3 protein-coding genes and 1 pseudogene are annotated in these 3,148 nt (G+C 67.2%); 2 read left to right on the forward strand and 2 right to left on the reverse strand.

Translation table 11 applies throughout. From position 1 onward, the window contains the following. Together L7D48_RS27595 and L7D48_RS27600 are read left to right on the forward strand one after the other, a co-directional pair. Positions 1–143: pseudogene (locus L7D48_RS27595) on the forward strand (IS5/IS1182 family transposase); the annotation flags it as partial. Positions 144–195: 52 nt separating this feature from the next. After that, positions 196–1,016 (forward strand): IS5 family transposase gene (locus tag L7D48_RS27600; RefSeq protein WP_237883640.1). Its coding sequence is split into 2 segments (ribosomal slippage): positions 196–543 and positions 546–1,016, totalling 819 coding nucleotides; the frame shifts between segments, so codons are not numbered across the junction. On the opposite strand, the gene L7D48_RS27605 is transcribed toward L7D48_RS27600, so the two are convergent. Both L7D48_RS27605 and L7D48_RS27610 read right to left on the reverse strand, forming a co-directional pair. Further along, positions 1,006–1,365 (reverse strand): hypothetical protein, encoded by a 360-nt coding sequence (locus tag L7D48_RS27605; protein WP_237883643.1) that lies wholly within the window; start codon positions 1,363–1,365, stop codon positions 1,006–1,008. The genes L7D48_RS27600 and L7D48_RS27605 overlap by 11 nt on opposite strands. A gap of 340 nt (positions 1,366–1,705) precedes the next feature. Next, positions 1,706–2,959: a hypothetical protein gene (locus tag L7D48_RS27610; RefSeq protein WP_237883645.1), complete on the reverse strand. Its 1,254-nt coding sequence runs from the start codon at positions 2,957–2,959 to the stop codon at positions 1,706–1,708. Positions 2,960–3,148 lie beyond the last annotated feature (189 nt).

Genomic DNA, 3,148 nt, shown 5'->3' on the forward strand with positions numbered 1-3,148 from the left:
TCATCGAGCGCACCATCGCCTGGCTGGCCGGCTACCGCCGACTCACCATTCGCTACGAACGCCATCCCCGCAACTACCTGGCCTTCCTCGGCCTGGCCGCAGCCCTCCTCTGCTACAAACGACTGATCCGCCTCACCACGTAGGACACGCTCTTAGGCGTCGTTTCTTATGGCGTGATCGTTCGTTGATCCGTGCATGGCGGATCTCGTGGAGCGACTGGTGCCGGACGAGTTGTGGGTGCTGTTCCGGCGGGCGGTGCCACCGACTGAGGTGATACGTCCGCAGGGTGGTGGCCGACGTCGGGCGGGTGACCGCGAAGCCCTGGCCGGGATCATCTTCGTGGCGACTTCGGGCTGCACGTGGCGGCAGCTGCCGCCGGTGTTCGGGCCGGCCTGGCAGACGGTCTACCGGCGGTTCGCCCAGTGGAGCCGGGACCGGGTCTGGGCCCGGCTTCACCGCGTAATCCTCGACGAGCTCGGAGCACAGGGCGATTTGGACTGGTCGCGGTGTGCGATCGACTCAGTCAGTGTGCGGGCGGCAAAAGGGGGCCTTTGACGGGACCGAATCCGACCGACCGCGGCAAACTCGGATCGAAGATCCATCTGGTCTGCGATCGCAACGGACTGCCGCTGTCCTTGGGTATCTCGGGCGCGAACATGCACGACAGCCAGGGCCTGGAGCCGCTCGTCCGGGGCATCCCGCCGATCCGCTCCCGCCGCGGGCCCCGGCGCCGGAAGCCGGCGAAGCTGCACGCCGACAAGGGATACGACTATGACCACCTGCGCCGGTGGCTCCGCGAGCGCGGCATCCGCCACCGCATCGCTCGTAAGGGCATCGAGTCCTCGCAGCGGCTGGGCCGCCACCGCTGGGTGGTGGAGCGGACGGTGTCCTGGCTGGCCGGCTGCCGCCGCCTGCACCGCCGCTATGAACGCAAGGCCGAGCACTTCCTCGGCTTCGTCGGCATCGCCGCAGCCCTCATCTGCCACCGCCGTCTGACCGGCCCGGTCAGGGCCTGAGCCCGTTCTGCTGCACATCGAAGCAGACCAGCCCCATCGAGTCCGCCAGGGCAGCCACATAGGCAGAAGCCTCCTCGGCCCTGTCCCACCGCAACGGCACGTAGACCAGTGGACCGCCAGCCCCGCAGATCAAGGGGCCCGCGGCCCACGGCGAGGCTTCCTCCACGTCCTCCGCCGCATCACACCACCGCTCCACAAGCGCCCCGACGAAAGCCGAGATCCGCTCGGTCGGAGGGTGCTCCACATCCTCATCGTCCAGAAAGCGCTCGTGGAGGTCCTCGAAGACGCGCCCGGCGGACCTGTTGTCCGCCGGCCGCTGCCCCTCCCACACAGCCAAGTCGTAACTCACACCCAGAAGCTCTCATACAGCACCGACACACCGGCGCTGCCAGCCGGGCAAGCCAAAGGAAACGGCGTCTTAGTGAAAGCTGGACGGCACATTCTGTGCTGGCTACACCACCCCCGAAAGGTACTCTGCGCTCTGGTGCGCTGCCTTGGCCCGCTTGGCACACTTTCAAAGCACTCTCGTGGTCCTGGAGGTCCATAGCATCGCAGTCGGTACCTCGCGCGGAGCGCCTGGCGTGATTCAGCCCAGGGCCCAAAACTTTCTTCGTGAGCACCGGCAGAGAAGGGCTTTTCGCGGTTGGGGTGTGGCCGGACCGCGCATATAGCCAGTGGTCGGCGGTCGCTCAGTCTTCCTCGTTGCGCTTCTCCTCGTTCCCGCGCCGACGGCGCGCCCGCTCGGTGATCTGGCTGGAGAGCTCGTCCTTCACCGAGCCGGCCTTTTCGAGGGTCTCGCTGCCGAGGCTTCTGGCAGCACCGATGCCCTTCGCCCCCATCTCGAGCGCCTTGTCCCTCGCCTCCGCGGCCGCTTCCGCCCACCGCCTCGCCTCCGACGACCGGCGACCGGACTCGATTCCGAGCCGCCCGTGGAAGTCGTGGACGCCGGTCACGACCTGGTTGCTCGACTGGACCACGGCCGGGGATTTGGTCGGGTGCAGCAGCACCTTCGAGTTGGCCGCCTCGGCGGCCGCGTTCATCCGGGCCACCAGACGCTCGGTGCTCCGGGCTATGTACTCCAGCCGTTTCCGCCGGGCCTCCTTCAGCCCGAGGCGATGCCCGTCCAGCTCCTCCGGAGAGGCGTCCAGCACCCGGTCGAGTTCGAGTACGGCAACCGCGTCCTGCAGTTGGAAGCAGCGTGCCAGAACGGCGAGCCACTCCCGAACCGCCGGCTCGGCCCCCCTGACCGCCTCGGCGAGGTCACCGATCTTGGTCTTGCCCTCCAGCTTCTCCGCAAGTGAGTCGAGTTGCCGTAGCGCGTACGCCTGGGTATCCGCGATCGTCGTCGGCGCGTCCTGCACCTTCGACCATGTGACCTCGTCGACCCTGCCCCTCTTCTCCCGGATGGTCAGGGTCTCCTCGACGACGAGGCCCACTCCGATCATGCGGGCCAGCACAGCGTCCTTCTGGGCGCGCAGGATGTCGTCGACCTTCTCGTCGATCGCGGCGAGATAGTCGGTGATCTCGTCCATGGTCTGCTGCATCGCGACCTGCGTCATGATCTTCGCAGTGTTGGCGAGAGCCGCCGGGCTGGTCAGAAGTGACCGGGGTCCCCGCGCGAATTCGACGAATCCCCTGATTTGGCCCTTCTGCCCCCTCACCACACCCGTACTGAGACCCGTCTTCGCGTTTTTCCTCAGCCCATACTTCCTGACAACCTGCGCCGACTCCCGGGTCAATTTCACCCAGCGGCCGGATTCGGCGGCGATGTCCGATCCCGCCTGCGCGGCTGCGGCCCCGGCTTTGAAGGCGGACTTGAGCCGTTGCGCTCCGAGGTCCTTCGACGGCAGTCCCTCCGAGATGAGGAAGCATTCGATGTCCGCCGCGTTCCCGATGACGGCCAGTCCGTCATCGTCGCTGATCAGTTGAATCTCGTCGTTCATCGCCGCTCCTGAGGTGGCTTCTCGCAGTTGAGGGTGGTCCGAGGGGCGCGCGGCGATCGCCGGGCGGGGGTTAAGCGCTGTCCCGTAAATGATCTTCGGGTTGCCTCGGGCATGGTTGGCCGCTGTGCGGCCCGCTCGCTATCCGGTGAGGGCGAGGTTGTGCATCCGGGCGATGCCGAGCATGGCGTG

The sequence above is a fragment of the Streptomyces sp. ICN903 genome, from assembly GCF_022015835.1.
Lineage (GTDB): Bacteria > Actinomycetota > Actinomycetes > Streptomycetales > Streptomycetaceae > Streptomyces > Streptomyces fenghuangensis.